The following is a 13,946-nucleotide window of genomic DNA, read 5'->3' as shown; positions in this document are numbered from 1 at the left end:
ACCTGATGTCCGCATGGCCAGCCACAATGGTAATGAGTCCTAAGCTGAACCGAAATATGCCTACCTTTTCTCAGGTATGGGATTATGAACGAATTACGCCAACCAGTGCTGCCGGCGAAACCATGAAGTCAATTCAGGGTGCAATAGGTGAATACTTTGAACGCCGCCATTTTTTTAATGAAATAGTCGCGAACGGTGAAAAGACTTTATATGACATGATGTCTCCGCACGCCGCAGATGCTTTTACACGAGCGTTCGTTCAGACTTCCTCACTGGCAGAAGATGTGGTCAGAACCCACCAATTCAAGACAACTCGCGCCTTCAACCTGTTTAGCCTGGAGAAGCAAGAAATTCCAGCGGTAATTATCGCTCTTGACAATATAACGGCTGCTTCAGATTTGACAATTTACCCTGACAGGGATACCTGTGGATGCAGCTTTCATGGCAATTTAAACGATGCGATGGACGGTGCCCTGTGCGAGTTTATGGAAAGACAGTCGTTGTTGCTTTACTGGTTGCAGGGCCAGGCAAACACTGAAATTTCAGGAGAAATTATAACAGGGATCAATTATATAGATGAGATTATGTCAGCTCTCAGATCCGAGGGTGAAATCAGAATTTTCGATATCACCCTCCCGGGGGCGCCGGGGCATGCAGTATTGACCCTTTATGGTACAACAAATGAAGACAGTCAGATAAAATACAGTACGGGACTTTCTTATGCAAATAGTATGGAAAAAGCACTATGTAAATCTGTAACGGAACTCTGGCAATCATATATATGTATGCACAATTTCCTGATTGGTGGTTATACCGATGAGGATATCATCGATGACTATCAGCGCCATTTTTTGTCATGCAATAAATATGAGTCGTTTACAGATTTGTGCGAAAACACCCTATTTCGTCAATCTGATGTCGTACTTTCCCTTGAAAACCCTCCTTCAGATAATGACTTGCTGAGCTATCTGGAAAAAATATCTGATAATATCTTTGTTTACTATGCAAGAGAGAGGGCTAGCGAAAATCTCTTCTGGTATACAAAAGTAGTAAGCCCTGATTTTTTTCTTCACATGAACGGCTCAGGGGCAATAAACATCAATAATAAACTCTACAGGGCAGGGAACGGTATAAAACACAGAGAGTTTAAAATGGTTCCCTTTCCATAAGGATATATTGTGGCAACATTAAAAATGACATTTATTTTTTTAATGGAACAAATCAGGTCGCCCTTAAGCATTATGTGGACTATTATGTCTCCCTGTGTATTGTTCTTTTTTCTGCACTTTAATGAAATTGAAGAGCATTTCGGTGATGCATTATGGCTTGAGCACCAGATATCGTGGTTCGTGGGATACATTTCATTTTCTGTCGTACTCTTTAATTACTGTCTGTACCTGACAGGAAGACGAGAAAGTGGTTTTATTGCCACATTTGTACACAGTATGGAGGGGAGGTTATTGTTTATTCGATCCCAGCTGACGGCTTCCCTTATCATGTCAGTTCTGTACGTGATTTTTTTTATTGCTGTCGTATTTATTGGTTTTCAGACATTTCCGGGTTACCAGACGGGCATTCTGATTTTAAAAACGATATGCATAAATATTGTAATGATGGCTTCACTGACGTTTATGGCATCCTTTCGTGTAACTTTTCAGACTGCCAGCACAATCTATTCCGTATTGATAACGGTGTGTATGGTTCTGGGTATCGTATCTTTAAAATATAATTCCGGTCTCGTTTACTGGGTAAATCTCATAAATCCGATTGCCATATACTCCACGCTTCTCCATGCTGGAAATACCGTATCTTTCATTACCATTCTGGTCTATAGTCTGATGTTTATCCTGAGCTTATTTTCAGCTATGACTTTCAAAACAGAACCAGTGTGGAGTTCTCAATGACCATGCCACTTCTCAAAATAAACTCTCTCAGCTTTTCGTACAAAGGCAATTTTCCTGTATTCAATAACATGTCACTTGAAATAGAGCAGGGCGGTTTAATCGGCCTTCTTGGTGAAAACGGAGCCGGGAAAACCACCCTTTTTAATATCATTAAAGGCGGGATAGGCAATTATGAAGGAACTGTCGAACGTTACTTCTCTGGTGATGAGATGGTAAGCCTGCCTCAGGTGATAAACCTTTCAGGAACGCTCAGGAACGAGGAGGTTTTTGAGCTGGTTTGCTGTTTTAATAAATTAACTAAAAAGCAGGCGTGGGCAGAACTCGAAAAGAACTGGAATGAAGATTTTTTCATACGATACGAAAAAATAAGACATAAAAGAACCTATACGATCAGTTATGGCGAAAAGAGATGGCTTATAATATCCCTGATGTTAACTCTGTGTACCAATGCCCGTTTCTTTTTGCTGGATGAACCCACAGTTGGTATTGACATTCAATACAGAATGATGCTTTGGGATCTGATTAATAAAATCACTGCTTCGGGTAAGACTGTCTTTTTCTCAACCCACATGTTTGATGAACTTACCAGAGGAACTATTCCTTTCTATATGTTGTCTAAAAAAGGTATTCAGCGCTATGATGATATGGATAATTTCATTCATTCAAATAAAGAAACTACGCCAGAAAAGGCTTTTATCAAAGTCATTATGGGTGGAGTTAATTGATGGACATTCATGATAAAAAAATAACAAACCGTCGGCCTGGCGCAGCCAATATTTCAGGCGTCAGCTACTACAATTGCGTATTTGAACGCATCCAGATGGACATGGCTAACTTCCGTGACTGCGAGTTTGAAAAGTGTAGATTCCTGAATTGCTCACTTAAATCTTTAAATTTTGATTTTTGTAAAGTCATTGATTGTGAGTTCGAAAGTTGTTTGTTGCAGGGCGTTAATGCATCTGGCATTATGTTCCCGTGTACATTTTCTCTGGAAAACTGTGATCTCAGGTTCATTGACTTTATCGGGTTGCGATTACAGAAATCGAAATTCCTCTCAACTAAATTCAGGGATTGTTTATTTGAAGAAGCAGACCTCCGTAAGTCTGATTTTACCGGATCGGAGTTCACTAACACAGAGTTCAGGTTCTCTGACTTATCTCACTGCAATTTTTCAATGACAGATGGCCTGGATATCAATCACGATATTAATAAGATTTCTTCTATTAAAATCCCGCAAGAGGCTGGTTTAAAAATTCTCAAAAGGATGGGGATTGTTATTTCATCATCTGCTTGATCAGAAGGGTAAGGCGATTCAGCCTTAAGGATGCGAGACGCTCAATGCCCTGGCGCTAAAATATCCTGAAAGGTGGCCTTAATGTCCTTATTGCCCGGACGCCCGTCACAGGTCGACACGAGGACGCTGTGCCGGAAGCCTGTTTTGCTATCAAGCCTCGTGCCGAAAATTTAAGCGGATACGCTGCATCAATATAACTGCTCAGACACTGAGAAAATTATGACGAACATTATTGACGACAACCGGATTAGAGTATCTGTGATATCAGCAATATTTAGTAGTGTCGTGGGTTCATTACTGGTTTTAACCTATCTTTCCTGGGGAAAAAGCAGTACACCCGTAGTGGGTCTCATTTTTACTTATTTTTTCATCGTTATGATGAGTATTATTGGCACCACGATGGGTTCTTTAATAATCGGCATGCCATTAGCGATGATTTCAAAGCGATTTTATCCTGACGCTGCCCTGAAGGGGAGCTTTTTTATCGTGTGCTCTGCGCTCTTCATGTGGCTGGTTGTACTGGCATGGCCTGTTATCAGGATATGTGAAACGCCTTATTCAGATGTTTTGCTTTTAAGCCCCTACGTTTTCTGTTCAGCTGCCGCACTTGCTTATCTGGTTTACTGGGATTGATGCATATGGTATCAATCAGTATCGAGACAGATGGACCGTTAAAGAAAGGAACTAATGGTCTCATTTTCGGCCAGACATATGGAAACAGGTGAGTCCAGGGTGTCGGAATTCCGATGTCTTCCGCCCCCCGTGTGCGCAGTTTTAATTACAGACTCATCTGAATGTTGAATGCATAAGGTTCACATGACAGCATGGACTCACACTCCACCTGCCAGATAATCATGGATTGTGCTCGAAATACTGTTTATCCATATCAACAAGTTTCTTTTGTAAACCTGCCTCACCTTCAACCACTTCGTAAAATTTACTGTGAGTATAAAGATAAATACGCTGGGATGACGCAAACATAAACATGTCTGGTGAAGCCATATTGGAGAAGCGACTTATCACTTCGGGCTGTAAAAGGATGACATCATTCCCGATGTAACCTGTCACTCCGCTGCCCCAGTTTCCCGCACGGAAAAAGGCATCTGGAGCGCTAAATCCCGTGCATCTTGTGAGTCCATGCTCCGGACAGGAGACAACAGAAAGAAGATGAAATTTACTTAGTTCTAAATCACCAACATTATAGCCACCGACAAAGGTTGAGCCGTTACTTTTGAAGACGTTGTAAATATGCCATTTATCATCCTCTCCAAATGGAAAAATAACCTGGAAATTTCCCGGATTAACTCCTTTTATCTTCTCGCCCCGGAAATATACCGACGCGTCATCATGAGCATAGCTCGCTAATTGTTCTGATTGCCAGTAAGGCCGGGTAGTATTAACGTGATCAACCGGTCGAAACGTAGAGGAGTATGCAGCTGATGCTCAGGCTATCTGTGAAGCTGTTCGTCGTCCGCATATGCGGTTCTTACCAGTGAAAGACGAAAGCCAGCAGGCCATGCAGTGTTTACATCGTACCCGTCAGGGTTTTATCGAAGAGAAAACAGCAACGTATAATCGTCTGCGAGGATTGATATCTGAATTCGGTTTCATCGCGCCACAAAGTGCTGATGCCCTGCGCCACATGGTTTCTGTGCAGAAGAGCTCTTTACCGCTTCAGGTTCAGCAATGTATTGATGATTTGATGGTACACGTTGATCGCATTGAAGCTAACATCACTGAATACGACCGAATTTTATCCCGCATAGCCAAAACAGATCATCGCAGTCAGCGGCTGATGGAGCTAAAGGGCGTTGGTCCCACAACGGCCTGTGCACTGGTGGCCAGTATCGGTAATGCACATGATTTTAAAAATGGACGTCAACTGGCAGCCTGGCTGGGGCTGACGCCATCACAATACAGCAGCGGCGGAAAGTCGAAACTCGGCAGGATCACAAAAGCCGGTGATTCGTATCTGCGAACGCTTCTGGTTCAGGAGGCTCGTTCAGTGCTTATTGGCGCCGGGAAAAGGACTGACTCATTCAGCCGTTGGGTTTGTATGTTGGTTGAGCGCAGAGGGTACTGGCGGGCTGTTGTGGCCATCGCCGCCAAAAACGCGCGGCTATGTTGGGCATCACTACATTACGGTGATGATTTCCGGCTGTACTCAGCCAACTAAAGCCCGAAGCAGTATAACCATCTGACCTGCAATTCGTTGATGATAAAGGGTTAGACCCCGTGAGGCCTATCTGGCTATTGTACAGGATATACGTATCCGCTTAACGAACAAGAACCTCACGCGCGTCTTTCATCAGGGCCCGAATCGGTGACGATTCATCATGGCCGTTTATAGTACCGCAGTCTCTCCCCTTTATTTTTACTGAAGAGCAGACAGAAACCATAAATACCGGCTTTGACATGCCGGGGAAGCCCTTATAGTACAATATTTTCCGTTTCCCAAACGGAGCCCATTGACACCACGACTGCTGCTGGCAAGCTCGTCTTTGGTATATTTGCCGCACTGGCCGAGTTTGAGCGCGAACTGATTGCCGAACGAACTACTGCAGGACTGGCGTCGGCAAGAGCCCGTGGGAGGCAAGGCGGGCGGCCTTACAAAATGACCCCCATAAAATTGCGACTGGCAATGGCATCAATGGGGAGGCCCGAGACAAAAGTCAGTACTTTATGTCAGGAGTTGGGGATAACCCGGCAAACGCTGTACAGACATATATCCCCTGATGGTCAACTGCGTTCTGACGGAATAAAACTTCTCAACCGGAGCTAGACCAGTTAATTAAATTTTATTATTAAAGGTATTATATGAATACGAATGGAAAAAATGGTCATTTATATTATCGAACAAAAGGGAATGGTCCTCTTGTAGTACTCTTACATGGCTTGCTGATGGATGGAAACTCATGGCTCACTAATGGGTTAGTTGAGGCTCTTAGCCACAAATTTTGTGTAGCATATCCTGATATGTTGGGGCATGGAATGAGTGATAAGCCAGCTGAAGCTGGTCTTTATGAGCAGGAAAAGCAGGCATCAAACATAAGATTATTAATCAATGCATTAGGATGCAACCAAGCGCATATAGTAGGTTATTCTTCGGGGGCCTGGCTGGCTGCAGGATTAGTAAAATACCATCCGAACATCCTGTCTTCACTGGTTATTGGTGGATGGGATGTTGAAAATGGCCTTCCTGAAGGTCCAAACGGAAAACTGGATTTTGATACCTTTTTTGCGTACGCAAAAATTACTGCTCCTGAATTAACTGACTGGATTACATCTGATACAGAACCAGCAGTACGTGCATATTTCAATGCAATCAGTTCGTACGATGGTTTTTATGATTCGGAGCGACTTACTCAGATCAACATTCCTAAATTATTTTGGGCCGGATTGGAAGATGTTTACTACCGACAACTGAATTTCTGGGCCGAAGCAAAAAAATACGCGTTCATTTCGGCAACTGGAGATCATGTAGGCGCAATACTTAAGCCTGAACCTGCCATCATCAGTAAAATTTGTAAATTTGTTACCCAAGCGGAGTATAAAACCTCGGTATAGTTTTGGCAGCCGGAAAAATCTGGGGTTCCGGCGTAGAACCCCAGACTTATTTTTCAGGAGAACCTTACTGATGAATGAAAAAAAACGTCCAGAGTCACTTATGTGCCTTTTAAAAGCACAGACTATCAGCTGGGTGAGGCGTTAAGCCCTGAGGAAAGAGACGCGATACGTACATGCTGCCGGCGGTCAGCTGCGCTCGATCGGCCCGGTTCTCTGCCTTTTTTACTGTTGCCTCTGCAGGACATAGCCTCGCGCAGCAGTATCAGTGCCAGGCTGGTCAGAATTATCATCCTTGCCGTTCTGGCAGAAACGCACCGGGCGGGGCAACCCTGCTGGCTGTGGACGCAGGAAAGGTGGTTAGCGCTCTGTCAGCAGCACAGTTCCGGCAGGCCTTTGCTTGTCGCCTTTGCCTTTCATCTCGGCCCGTTTCCCTCTGCGCTGAGCCTGCCAGTGCATGGCGCACCGTCGCTGTATGCCAGTGCCATCTACGGCCGGAGTATTGTCAGTCATGAACTTGACCGGCTGACAGACGTTCTGATCTCACTGGGATATGCCGGGCAGAATCAGAAACACAACCTGTCAGATATGCTGGGTGTTCTGATGCTGATGAACAACGATCCGCGTCTTGAAACGTTCACGGCAGACCTGCTGTGGCGGGGGCAGAACTGCCACGACCGGGGGATCGCAAGAGTGACAGGAAAAATATCCTATGCACTGGCTGCTATGGGAATTATAAAAAGTCCTCTGAGAATGCGTAACTATCAGGAATGGCATGAAAAGCCAACAGAAGGTATCGCGCCTGACTGGGCCCGGTGGTGCCGGAAGTGGCGGGAAACGTCGGTACTCCGCCCCGCTCCAGAGAAACGCAGTACAGTTTCATTCTCCGCTGTGGCCTGTGGCTTGCCCGTGAAAAACCGGAAATATGCGAGCCGTCTGACTGGACAATGGGTAAGCGTCGCATATTGACCGTGTTGACACTTGCATGAAGGTGCATCAGCTCAGACTTTAGCTGATAGGTTTTGTTGATTTAGCACAATCAATTAGAGAGGGGCTGCTTTGAGCGAGAAGCGGACATTGCTAACAGCGTTATGAGTGAATCAACGGGGAGCAGGTCACTCGCAGCGATCAAAGCGCCTGCCAGGTCAGATAGTTTTGCTTCACCTTACCTCCCCGAGACAACGTCCTTCGGCGACATGTTCATAATACATGTGCGCGATCCGCATTTAGTTCAGCCGACTCATTCAAATCTCAGTAAAAATTCTCAGATTAAAATCCAGCAATGACTAATGCCGCTGCGAACATAACTTCATCCCGAGAAATAATGATTATTTAGCTTAAGTGCTTTGTTTAGCGTTACTAAAGGTTTATTCCGTAAAGCAGTAAATCAACAATGCGGTATAAAGTTAATGAAGAAATAACCGATAAAAAGGTTAAGGTGCTTTGCAAAGGTATCTTTTGTAATTGTCACTATAACGAATTAATTCACCAGGAATTATAAATGAATAAGATTCTTAACAATATAAGTCTTACCGCCAAATTTGCCATTCTGGGCCTGTTTTCCCTTGTCCTGTTCTCAGTTCCTACCATGCTTTTTGTTTCCGAAGGTAATAAATACATTCAGGATAAGCAAAGGGAGGTAACAGGTGTACCCGTAGAAAATAAGATTTTAGCCCTACTCAATTTGATACAGCGCCATCGTGCAGAAACCGCCATTGCCATTGCAACTAAAAATCCAGCAACACCGTCCCGCGCTCAGGTCAGAGATGAAATTGAAAACATTACTGACGTTATTACTAAAGATATGGCCAAGACAGAAGGCAGCGCTGCCATAATCAGCAAAATTAATGATGTGCGCACACAGTGGAGCCAGCTACAGCAGAGAATCGATTCTTCACAACTGACTCTAACAGCCAGTCTTGATGCGCATGCCCTCCTCATTCGCAACCTTTTGAACGCGAACCGTGATGTGCTGGATTTTTACGGCCTTTCTCTCGATTCAGATATCAACACGTACCGTTTAATTACGAGTAATTTTTCATCATTGCCTGAATTGACCGAAAGCCTTGGGAAAATACGTGCATTCGGCACTTCCCTTCTTGCCCGAAATGAAAGCATAAGTGAAGCAGACTCTGTCCGTATGGAGTCTTTAATCAGTAATGGTTCGTATAACCTGAATTTATTTGTTCAGGATTCTGAAAAACTATTTTTATCTGATAACACACTTAAGCAAAAGTTCAGTGCAGATGCAGATGCAGCCGTTCAGGAGGCAAACAGTGCTCTCAAAACCGCTGAGGCGATTTTTCTTAACCGGAGCATGACGAATCAAAACCCGAAAAACTATGCAGCGCTCTTTACGCACGCTATTAACAAATTCAGCGACTACGCCATTGGTGGAGGTAATGAGCTGAATGAAATGCTGAATGCGCAGATTAAGGAACACCGGTATGCACAATATGCACTACTGACAGTTCTTGTTTTTATCGTCCTGTTGGCAGTAATTTTCGCTCTGGTTATCATTCGCTCCGTTACCAGACCTGTCAGTGCAGCATCAAAGCTGGCGCTTGAAGTCGCAGGTGGTGACCTTACGTCAACATTTACGGTGACAGGACGTAATGAAACTGCCGGACTGCTCAAGGCATTACTGCAAATGAGTCAGCGACTTACACTTACGGTTGAAAACATCAAAAGCAACGCTGTCACTATCGCTACCTCATCTGAAGAAATTGCTCGCGGAAATGGTGATCTTTCTGCGCGAACTGAACAACAGGCAGCCTCTCTGGCTGAGACTGCGGCCAGTATGGAGCAGTTATCGTCAATTATCGGCAATAATGCAGATAACACGCGCCATGCTGCTGAAATGGCCAACTCCGCTACCAGTGCGGCCTTAAGAGGTGGTGAGGCGATGGAGTCAGTGCTGGCTTCAATGGAAAAAATAAGCAACAGTGCGGGGCAGATTAAAGAAATCATCTCCGTTATTGACGGGATAGCGTTTCAGACTAATATTCTTGCTTTAAACGCAGCCGTTGAAGCTGCCCGGGCAGGTGAGCACGGCAAGGGCTTTGCTGTTGTTGCATCTGAAGTCAGGGCACTCGCACAGCGATCGGCTGGAGCGGCGAAGGAGATCAAAGGACTGATTGAGCAGTCAGTTGAGCATGCCGAACAGGGAATTTCGATGGCCCTGGATGCCGGTGAAAAAGTTAAGCAAAGCGTGGAAGCTATTGAGCAGACATCTCAATTAGTCAGAGAGATTTCATCTTCTTCTGAAGAACAGAGTGCGGGCATATCTCAGATAAATATTGCGGTGACACAGATGGATCAGGTTACGCAGCAGAATGCCGTACTGGTTGAAGAGTCTGCATCATCTGCTGATGAACTTGCAAGCCGGGCCGCAAGCCTGAGGGATGCTGTCAGCGTGTTCCGCACAAACGCTGTATAAGTGGTTCAAATACTTTAGTTGTGTGCCATTTAATGCGGCAACATTTTTACAAAACTTCTTCTGTATTTGCATTTGATAAGCCATCTTGAGGGATGGCTTATCTCATTTAAAACCATGATAAAGTTATACTGTTGCAATTAAAGGCTCGGTGGACTAATTGAACGCCTGTTGAAATATTTGGCATTACTCTCCAATTGCCCATATGAGCTACGCTCATAACATCCGTAATGCAACCTGCAACGCGTTCCTCTTTATAGTTGTTTCTATTGCGGATGGCCTTCATAATTCCTCTCGTGCCGGACGGCGCGTTACACCTTCCCCCTGGGGCGCTGTTCTGCACTCGCGCCATCCGGCCATTCAGTCAAATCTCTTACTACGCAGTTTCATCAATCAGACTTCAAATTTAAAAATGGCGATATGCAGCAAATCATTAGAGGCGGGGTTAGCTGCATAGAGGCGCTGGCCTGCTCTCGGTAAACTAACATTCCATGATGCAAGCAACGTCCGCTTTTGGCACCAAACTGCTGTAGGTGAAGCCCATCAGGCTGCTTCGAGCGAGCAGCGGATCTTTGACACTGAGATATTCAGCTTCTACTGGCATTTATTTTGTACCAGCCCTTTTCGGCCTAAATACGAACCGGACATCCCATATATATTTTATTTCAGACGGGTGACTCGCCCAGCACCCAACTGGGTCCGGTATCGGTAAAGCCCGCAGGGAAACGACTCGCGGCATTATATGACTGTATCCAGCCCGGATAACGAATCCCTGGATGACTGACCTCATCGAGCATTCCTTTTTCTTCTTCACTGAGCTCAACAGACAGTGCGCAGAGGTTGCCCCTGAGTTGCTCCACATTACGCACGCCCGCTATAACGCTGGTCACCTGCGGTGACGAAAGCAGCCAGGCGAGCGCAATGCAGGCTGGTGTGGTGTTGTGTTTTTCAGAAACTGCTCTGAGCACATCCACGATATCCCATGCCTGGTTCTTGTCGACGGGTGGAAATTCGATCTTCGCGCGCCTGCCCGAAGCGTCATGATTGCCGCTGCGATCAAACTTGCCTGAAAGCAGCCCGCCTGCCAGTGGACTCCAGCACAGAAGTCCGCTGTGGCTGTCCTTGATTGCCGGCAGGAGTTCATGCTCAATGTCGCGGCAGGCCAGCGAATAAAAAGACTGTACGCTGACAAATTTCTCAAGCTTATGTTCAGCCGAGACACCCAGGGCTTTGGCAAGCTGCCAGCCCGCATAATTCGAACAGCCGATATACCTGACCTTACCCTGTCGCACCATATCATCCAGTGTCCGTAAAACCTCTTCAGGCGGCGTTGCAGCATCAAAGTTGTGAACCTGATATAAGTCAATGTGATCGGTTTTAAGCCGCCGCAGGCTGGCTTCAAGCGCCTGCATCAAGTGATAGCGCGACTGGCCTGCATCATTTGGGCCCGCATTCATTCTGCTGTGCGCTTTTGTTGCAAGGAAAACCTGACCGCGGCGCTGCGCCAGCACTTCGCCCAGCACGCTTTCAGAGCCCCCCGAACCATAGACATCGGCGGTATCAATAAAATTGATGCCGGCGTCCAGCGCCTCACCAACGATACTATCCGCCTCTTTGCCCGTCAGACGGCCGATGGCATTACCGGCGGCATTATCCGCCCCGCCAAATGTCATCGTCCCGAGACAAATGCGTGAAACATAAACCCCTGTTTTACCCAGTTCTGCGTATTTCATTTGGTTTTCTCCGTTAAGCTCCAAATGATAATGACGCAGATAAAAGCTTTCTTTTATTATAGAAATCCCTTTTTTATTATTCATTCGTCCAGGATGTTATGGATCCGCTGTCTGATATTCTTTCACTCCTGAAGGTAGAGGCCATTCTTACGGCCCGTATGGAAGCACGTGGCCCCTGGGCAATGCGGTTTCCCTCTTATAAACACATTAAGTTCGGCACTGTGCTTGAGGGGAACTTCTGGCTCTGGATGGTCGGAATGCAGCCTCTGCTGCTTGAAAAAGGGGACTTCTATCTTCTGACCTCGGGTGACGCTTACTGCTGTGGCTCAAGTCCGGCATTGATGGTGAGTGACGGACGGCAGATATTCTCTTCTCACCGTGAAGCGGATGGCGTGGTCCGCTACGGCCAGGGAGAACTTATCAGTGAGGGGATTGGGGGAAGATTCGTATTTGAGGAGGCTTCCAGCCCGCTGCTTTTAAAACATCTGCCTCCGGTTCTGGTTTCACGACGAGAGGAAAGTTCTTCTCCTGCACTCACCGCCCTTATCACTTTGCTTTCGCATGAAACATCAGCGCTTCGTCCCGGACACGACATTGTGGCCAGTAGCATGGCAATACTTGTTCTGGTGCAGATGCTGAGGGAATACTTAGAGGGTAATCAGAAAGGGACATCCTGGCTGAAAGCGCTCGGTGACAGGAAAATAGGAACCGCACTGTCACTGATACATTCTTCTCCATCTGCAGACTGGACGCTGGCAAGTCTGTCTGCTAAATCAGCCATGTCCCGCAGTGCGTTCGCTAGTCGGTTTCACCAGCTTACCGGTTCAACGCCCGGGAATTATCTGACGTCATGGCGAATGGAGCTGGCATGCGCTGAACTCAGGAAACATCACTTAAGTATTAGTGAGATAGCAAGATTAACCGGATATAAATCTGTTCCCTCTTTTTCGCTGGCATTCAAACGTCATACCGGAAGAACGCCAGGAGGCTACCGCAATCTGCATAAGAACACTTAAGAGGCCACTCTGATAATTGTCTTTTTAATGCGTTTGCAAAATTATCAAAAAGTTATCGCAGCGTGCAAAGATACAACGTCCGCTTCTGGCACAAAGCGGACTGATGCATAGATCAATGTCCGCTCTTAGCGAACAGCAGACTCTCACTCATGGCAGCAGGGATAGGCTTCAGGAATGTGCATCCTGCATAGCAAACGCAGCTAAACGCTGATGATCCAATCGGAAATACTGCTTTTCTTTGATGAGGGAAGCCCCAAGGGACAAGTAAAATTCGGCAGCTTTCGGGTTGGTAGTTTCAGCAGTCCAGTCAAATCGCGTGCATCCATGTTCAACGGCGAAAGCCGCAATAAATCGCATAAGTGATTTACCAACTCCCTGACCTCTCACCGCCGATGAGGTAAAGAGATCTTTCATATATGCCTGACCGGAGCACTTTGGCGCAGGGTACATCAGTGTGAACGTGGCAAATCCGACGAGGACTCCGTTTTTCCATTCCCCCAGGACGCTTACCCCGGAATAGATGGAAAAAACCCTGTGGGTCAGATAAGAAAGCATATCTTCATAGCTGGCAGCCTCATTACCGAAATAATAAGATTCCATTTCGACAAAAACCTTCGCTAGATCGGGAATATCCGAAACCTCGCAGATCTCGATTCTCATACTTATCCTTTTACTGTAAGCATGCCACCCAAATTTAACATAAGAACAAGGTCATGATGACCAACTCCTTCGCGCATCAACATGGTAAGAAATTAGCACTGTCCGCTGTTGGCACAAAACGGACTGACGCCAGGCTAATGTCAGCTTCGAGCGAGAAGGTGACGTTGAACGCAATTAAAGCTGAGAAAAATCATTTTTAAATCAGGGAAGTAACAATGCCGCTTATGTTTACATAAATTCAATAATTAGGGTTTAACCTTACTTAAGGGGGACTTTGTGCGCACTCGTCCATCATCTCGATTGATCGTTCTTTCGCCTGAAAATCACGTCCTGCTCTTT

12 protein-coding genes and 2 pseudogenes are annotated in these 13,946 nt (G+C 45.8%); 11 read left to right on the top strand and 3 right to left on the bottom strand.

The genetic code is table 11. From position 1 onward, the window contains the following. Nucleotides 1-56 precede the first annotated feature (56 nt). The 5 genes from EPE01S_RS19535 (at nucleotide 57) to EPE01S_RS19515 (ending at nucleotide 3,831) form a co-directional block, all read left to right on the top strand. On the top strand, nucleotides 57-1,169 hold the full coding sequence (locus EPE01S_RS19535; protein ID WP_255210159.1) for a YcaO-like family protein: 1,113 nt from the start codon (nucleotides 57-59) through the stop codon (nucleotides 1,167-1,169). Nucleotides 1,170-1,178: 9 nt separating this feature from the next. Further along, complete coding sequence (locus EPE01S_RS19530; protein ID WP_062748504.1) at nucleotides 1,179-1,904, top strand: hypothetical protein; 726 nt, start codon at nucleotides 1,179-1,181, stop codon at nucleotides 1,902-1,904. Continuing rightward, complete coding sequence (locus tag EPE01S_RS23040; RefSeq protein WP_072277490.1) at nucleotides 1,901-2,629, top strand: ATP-binding cassette domain-containing protein; 729 nt, start codon at nucleotides 1,901-1,903, stop codon at nucleotides 2,627-2,629. The genes EPE01S_RS19530 and EPE01S_RS23040 overlap by 4 nt, the downstream gene beginning before the upstream one ends. Then, a complete protein-coding gene (locus EPE01S_RS19520) occupies nucleotides 2,629-3,198 on the top strand; it encodes a pentapeptide repeat-containing protein (RefSeq protein WP_062748502.1) in 570 nt (189 codons plus the stop codon). Before EPE01S_RS23040 ends, EPE01S_RS19520 begins: the two co-directional genes overlap by 1 nt. A gap of 219 nt (nucleotides 3,199-3,417) precedes the next feature. Further along, the gene (locus EPE01S_RS19515) at nucleotides 3,418-3,831 is read left to right on the top strand and encodes a hypothetical protein (protein WP_062748500.1); all 414 of its coding nucleotides are present in this window, start codon (nucleotides 3,418-3,420) and stop codon (nucleotides 3,829-3,831) included. A 219-nt stretch (nucleotides 3,832-4,050) separates the two neighbouring features. Here EPE01S_RS19515 and EPE01S_RS24125 read toward each other — a convergent pair whose 3' ends face one another. After that, the gene (locus EPE01S_RS24125) at nucleotides 4,051-4,266 is read right to left on the bottom strand and encodes a hypothetical protein (RefSeq protein WP_373279690.1); all 216 of its coding nucleotides are present in this window, start codon (nucleotides 4,264-4,266) and stop codon (nucleotides 4,051-4,053) included. A 361-nt stretch (nucleotides 4,267-4,627) separates the two neighbouring features. Here EPE01S_RS24125 and EPE01S_RS19505 point away from each other — a divergent pair. The 5 genes and pseudogenes from EPE01S_RS19505 to EPE01S_RS19490 all read left to right on the top strand — a co-directional run. Continuing rightward, nucleotides 4,628-5,374 (top strand): annotated as a pseudogene (locus EPE01S_RS19505) (IS110 family RNA-guided transposase); the annotation flags it as partial. Nucleotides 5,375-5,653: 279 nt separating this feature from the next. Further along, nucleotides 5,654-5,980 (top strand): annotated as a pseudogene (locus tag EPE01S_RS23030) (recombinase family protein); the annotation flags it as partial. 35 nt (nucleotides 5,981-6,015) lie between these two features. Then, nucleotides 6,016-6,765 carry an alpha/beta fold hydrolase gene (locus tag EPE01S_RS19500; RefSeq protein WP_062748498.1) on the top strand — a complete coding sequence of 250 codons (750 nt, stop codon included), beginning with the start codon at nucleotides 6,016-6,018 and terminating at the stop codon, nucleotides 6,763-6,765. A 102-nt stretch (nucleotides 6,766-6,867) separates the two neighbouring features. After that, nucleotides 6,868-7,731, top strand: a complete 864-nt coding sequence (locus EPE01S_RS19495) for a hypothetical protein (RefSeq protein WP_062748496.1) — start codon at nucleotides 6,868-6,870, stop codon at nucleotides 7,729-7,731. Between the two features lie 532 nt (nucleotides 7,732-8,263). Next, nucleotides 8,264-10,201, top strand: a complete 1,938-nt coding sequence (locus EPE01S_RS19490) for a methyl-accepting chemotaxis protein (protein WP_013199739.1) — start codon at nucleotides 8,264-8,266, stop codon at nucleotides 10,199-10,201. Between the two features lie 662 nt (nucleotides 10,202-10,863). Here EPE01S_RS19490 and EPE01S_RS19485 read toward each other — a convergent pair. Continuing rightward, entirely contained in the window at nucleotides 10,864-11,931 is a 1,068-nt protein-coding gene (locus EPE01S_RS19485; protein WP_062748575.1) for an aldo/keto reductase, read from the bottom strand. A 98-nt stretch (nucleotides 11,932-12,029) separates the two neighbouring features. On the opposite strand from EPE01S_RS19485, the gene EPE01S_RS19480 reads away from it, so the two are divergent. Next, a complete protein-coding gene (locus EPE01S_RS19480) occupies nucleotides 12,030-12,947 on the top strand; it encodes an AraC family transcriptional regulator (RefSeq protein WP_013199736.1) in 918 nt (305 codons plus the stop codon). 168 nt (nucleotides 12,948-13,115) lie between these two features. Here the strand turns inward: EPE01S_RS19480 and EPE01S_RS19475 are convergent, their stop codons facing one another. Further along, nucleotides 13,116-13,607 (bottom strand): GNAT family N-acetyltransferase, encoded by a 492-nt coding sequence (locus EPE01S_RS19475; RefSeq protein WP_062748494.1) that lies wholly within the window; start codon nucleotides 13,605-13,607, stop codon nucleotides 13,116-13,118. Between the last annotated feature and the right edge of the window lie 339 nt (nucleotides 13,608-13,946).

It is taken from the genome of Erwinia persicina NBRC 102418 (assembly GCF_001571305.1).
Classification (GTDB): domain Bacteria; phylum Pseudomonadota; class Gammaproteobacteria; order Enterobacterales; family Enterobacteriaceae; genus Erwinia; species Erwinia persicina.
Note: the sequence above shows the minus strand (reverse complement) of the source record. Positions and strands in the feature narration are given on the sequence as shown.

Coding starts and splice junctions, on each gene's coding strand:
- EPE01S_RS19535 (WP_255210159.1), top strand. CDS start 57: ATGCCTACCTTTTCTCAGGTATGGGATTATGAACGAATTACGCCAACC.
- EPE01S_RS23040 (WP_072277490.1), top strand. CDS start 1,901: ATGACCATGCCACTTCTCAAAATAAACTCTCTCAGCTTTTCGTACAAA.
- EPE01S_RS19520 (WP_062748502.1), top strand. CDS start 2,629: ATGGACATTCATGATAAAAAAATAACAAACCGTCGGCCTGGCGCAGCC.
- EPE01S_RS19515 (WP_062748500.1), top strand. CDS start 3,418: ATGACGAACATTATTGACGACAACCGGATTAGAGTATCTGTGATATCA.
- EPE01S_RS19500 (WP_062748498.1), top strand. CDS start 6,016: ATGAATACGAATGGAAAAAATGGTCATTTATATTATCGAACAAAAGGG.
- EPE01S_RS19490 (WP_013199739.1), top strand. CDS start 8,264: ATGAATAAGATTCTTAACAATATAAGTCTTACCGCCAAATTTGCCATT.
- EPE01S_RS19485 (WP_062748575.1), bottom strand. CDS start 11,931: ATGAAATACGCAGAACTGGGTAAAACAGGGGTTTATGTTTCACGCATT.
- EPE01S_RS19480 (WP_013199736.1), top strand. CDS start 12,030: ATGGATCCGCTGTCTGATATTCTTTCACTCCTGAAGGTAGAGGCCATT.
- EPE01S_RS19475 (WP_062748494.1), bottom strand. CDS start 13,607: ATGAGAATCGAGATCTGCGAGGTTTCGGATATTCCCGATCTAGCGAAG.